Origin of the sequence: Ohtaekwangia sp. (assembly GCF_036568665.1) — a bacterium.
GTDB lineage: Bacteria > Bacteroidota > Bacteroidia > Cytophagales > Cyclobacteriaceae > Ohtaekwangia.
Genome location: NZ_DATCSD010000306.1, coordinates 1 through 3,567, shown reverse-complemented (window position 1 = coordinate 3,567; position 3,567 = coordinate 1). Strand labels below are relative to the sequence as shown.

The 3,567-nt window shown below is 43.1% G+C and carries 5 protein-coding genes; 4 read left to right on the top strand and 1 reads right to left on the bottom strand.

Annotated elements, in window-relative coordinates; genetic code table 11:
• The 4 genes from VIN08_RS16740 to VIN08_RS16725 all read left to right on the top strand — a co-directional run.
• On the top strand, positions 1–330 hold a 330-nt coding region (locus VIN08_RS16740), incomplete at its 5' end, for a glutamine amidotransferase-related protein (protein ID WP_414693290.1).
• Positions 331–374: 44 nt separating this feature from the next.
• Positions 375–1,652 carry a phosphopyruvate hydratase gene (gene eno / locus VIN08_RS16735; RefSeq protein ID WP_331967350.1) on the top strand — a complete coding sequence of 426 codons (1,278 nt, stop codon included), beginning with the start codon at positions 375–377 and terminating at the stop codon, positions 1,650–1,652.
• A gap of 155 nt (positions 1,653–1,807) precedes the next feature.
• Positions 1,808–2,098: an FtsB family cell division protein gene (locus tag VIN08_RS16730; protein ID WP_331967348.1), complete on the top strand. Its 291-nt coding sequence runs from the start codon at positions 1,808–1,810 to the stop codon at positions 2,096–2,098.
• A gap of 83 nt (positions 2,099–2,181) precedes the next feature.
• Complete coding sequence (locus tag VIN08_RS16725; RefSeq protein ID WP_331967346.1) at positions 2,182–2,739, top strand: hypothetical protein; 558 nt, start codon at positions 2,182–2,184, stop codon at positions 2,737–2,739.
• On the opposite strand, the gene VIN08_RS16720 is transcribed toward VIN08_RS16725, so the two are convergent.
• A partial coding sequence (locus tag VIN08_RS16720; protein ID WP_331967344.1) for an Ldh family oxidoreductase occupies positions 2,736–3,567 on the bottom strand: 832 nt, incomplete at its 5' end. The two genes, VIN08_RS16725 and VIN08_RS16720, sit on opposite strands and share 4 nt — an antisense overlap.

The following is a 3,567-nucleotide window of genomic DNA, read 5'->3' as shown; positions in this document are numbered from 1 at the left end:
TCGGGTGTATCAACGTATAAAATGCACCACGGACATCGTGGATTAAATCATCCTGTTAAGAATCTGATTACTGGTAAAGGAGAAATGACTTCGCAAAATCACGGCTTTGCTGTGAGTGAAAAAGATATAGAGAAGAACCCGAATGTGGAAGTAACGCATGTGCATCTGAACGATAACACGATCATGGGTATTCGCAGAAAAGATAAAAGTGCATTCTCGGTTCAGTATCACCCGGAGGCATCTCCTGGTCCTCACGACTCACGCTATCTCTTTGATGACTTTGTAGCGATGATCAAAGAAAAAGTAAAAGAGCCGTCTACTATATCTTGATTTTTCAACAGACTTATATTCTACATCCATAAATCTTAATTACTATGAGCTTAATTGAAAGCATTCATGCCCGGCAGATTCTTGATAGCCGCGGTAATCCTACCGTTGAAGTTGATGTTGTAACTGAATCTGGCGCTTTTGGTCGTGCTGCAGTTCCATCTGGTGCTTCTACCGGATCACACGAAGCTGTTGAGCTTCGCGATGGCGATAAGAAAGTATATGTTGGTAAAGGTGTGTTGAAGGCTGTTGAAAATGTTAATACGAAGATCGCCTCTGAAATCGTAGGGTTTGATGTGTTCGATCAGAATCTGCTCGACAAGATCATGCTTGAACTCGATGGTACTTCTAACAAAGGAAACCTCGGAGCAAACGCTATCCTGGGTACATCACTTGCTATAGCGAAAGCTGCAGCGGCAGAAGCAGGTATACCACTCTATCGCTATATCGGTGGTGTGAGTGCTAATACATTGCCTGTGCCGATGATGAACATCCTGAACGGTGGTAGCCACGCAGATAACTCAATCGACTTCCAGGAATTTATGGTAATGCCTGTAAAGGCTGATACATTCTCTGAAGCACTGCGTATGGGTACTGAAATATTCCATACACTGAAGAAAGTTCTTCACGACCAGGGCTTGTCTACAAACGTAGGTGATGAAGGTGGTTTTGCTCCGAACATCAAATCGAATGAAGAAGCAATCGAAGTCGTATTGAGAGCAATCGAAAAAGCAGGCTTCAAACCTGGTGAAGATGTATTTATAGCGATGGATGCTGCAAGCTCTGAATTCTATGATGCTGCCAGCAATACCTATACATTCAAGAAGTCTGACGGCAAGAAATTAAGCTCTGCTGAGATGGTTGACTACTGGGCAGCATGGGCTGCTAAATATCCGATCATCTCTATTGAAGATGGTATGGCTGAAGACGACTGGACAGGATGGAAAGGCCTGACTGATAAGATCGGTAAGAAAATACAATTGGTAGGTGATGATCTTTTTGTGACCAACGTTACTCGTCTGCAAGATGGTATCGATAAAGGTGTAGCAAACTCTATCCTGGTAAAAGTAAACCAGATCGGTTCACTTACTGAAACAATCGCTGCTGTAAACCTGGCGAAACGTAACGCTTACAAGAGCGTAATGTCTCACCGCTCGGGTGAAACAGAAGATAGCACTATTGCTGATTTGGCTGTTGCGTTGAACACCGGACAAATCAAAACTGGTTCTGCATCACGTTCAGACCGGATGGCAAAATATAATCAACTGATCCGCATCGAAGAAGAATTAGGTGAAGTAGCGTACTTCCCTGGAAAGAAATTCTAATTCACGGAAGCTAAATACAAGAAAGCCGGAGCAACACGCTTCGGCTTTCTTCGTTTCAAACAGAGTATCACACGCACACTTTACTTTGCTATAGGAGACGGGAGAATAACGAATAACTTTTTTTCCTATCTTAGTATCACTTTTTAAACTTCTATATGCTGCAGAGATTACCAAAGCCGTTTCGTAACTTTTATATACTAACGGCTATTGTATTTTTTCTTTGGATGTTGCTACTGGATCCTAATAATCTGATTGCACGGTTTCAGTTACGCTCCAAGCTTCGTTCACTGCAAAACGAAAAAGAGTACTACGATGAAAAGATCAAGGAAGTGGAGAAGGACAGAGATGAACTTTTCGGTGACCGGGAATCTATCGAGAAGTTTGCCCGTGAAAAATATCTGATGAAAAAAGAATCTGAAGATATTTTCATCGTTCAGGAAGAGTAAATCTTCCGCTAAAAATATAGTCTTTCGATAGGGGATATACTCATTTAAACTGTCTTGACTTAAACGTCTTTACGACTTTCTATATGAAAAAGACTTTAATAACCTTACTCGCCATGTCTGTATGTACATTGGCAATGGCACAATGGGGCGAAGAAGAAATGAGCGATAAGCCAACATTTCGCGAAAGAATATTTACCGGAGGTGGCTTCGGTTTGAGCTTCTCCAATTACTACGACTTCATATCTGTATCACCACTGATAGGCTATAAAGTTACTCCCAAGTTAGCGGCCGGTATACAAGTACAATATCGCTATACCAAGTATAAAGAGTTTACACCCAAGTTCTCCACGAACGATTATGGTATAAGTCCGTTTGTGCGCTATAGTATATATGCACCTATATTTCTGCAGGCAGAGTATGAGTATCTGAATTACGAATACCCGATCACTACCAGCGAAAGTATACGCAAAACCTATAACAGCTTCCTGGCCGGTGGCGGTTTCTTTCAACCTATAGGAAGACATGCAGGCTTCTATGCTGTAGCCATGTATAACTTTAGCTATAGAGCTGCCAATTATGGAGAAGTTACTCCTTATAACAGCCCGTTAGTATTGCGTGTTGGTGTAACGGCAGGTTTCTAGAAAGCTATACCAAGTTTAGCACCCAACTGCTGTAAATCTTCCACCACTTTTGGATTGAGAGGTATACCCTCCTTCAATCGTTGCGCATGTGTTTCTCTTTCAGGATCGCCCGGAATTAAAACGCGTTCCTGACCTTCAACAGGTTTAGCTGAACGGAAACGGTTAATCCAGTTGTCCATGTGTTGCTTAAACTCATCTGTTGTGCGGAATGCATCAATGCGCATAGCACCGAAGAAGTGGCCTATACCTTCGCCTACAGGATCGCTTGGCGGACTGAGAAACGCTACAAACGGAGGAACCCACGGACCATAATTAGCACCCGAGAGCACTGCTGAAAATATATCTACCCATGCTCCGAGGCAATACCCTTTATGACTGCCGTGTTCACGGTCACTCCCCAGTGGTATAAGAGCTCCACCACTTTTTGTTTCATTCGGATCGGTAGAAGGTTTACCATCTTTTGTTTGTACCCATCCTATAGGAGCATTCAGATTTTTGCGTTGTAGTATTTCAAGTTTACCGTTTGCTGCAGTGGTAGTGGCAAAGTCTGCTATAAAAGGAGGTTGTTTATCGGCCGGTATAGCAACGGCTATAGGGTTTGTGCCGAGCAGGCGCTCAATGGAAAATGTAGGTGCTACCAGTGGACTTGCGTTGGTCATAGCTATACCGATCATATCGTGTTCCAGTGCCATCATGGCGTGGTGGCCTGCTATACCAAAGTGATTGGAGTTTTTTACAGCAACCCAACCCGTACCAACAGTCTTTGCTTTTTCAATCGCGATAGCCATGGCTTGAGGTGCTACTACTAATCCAAGTCCGCTGTCGCCA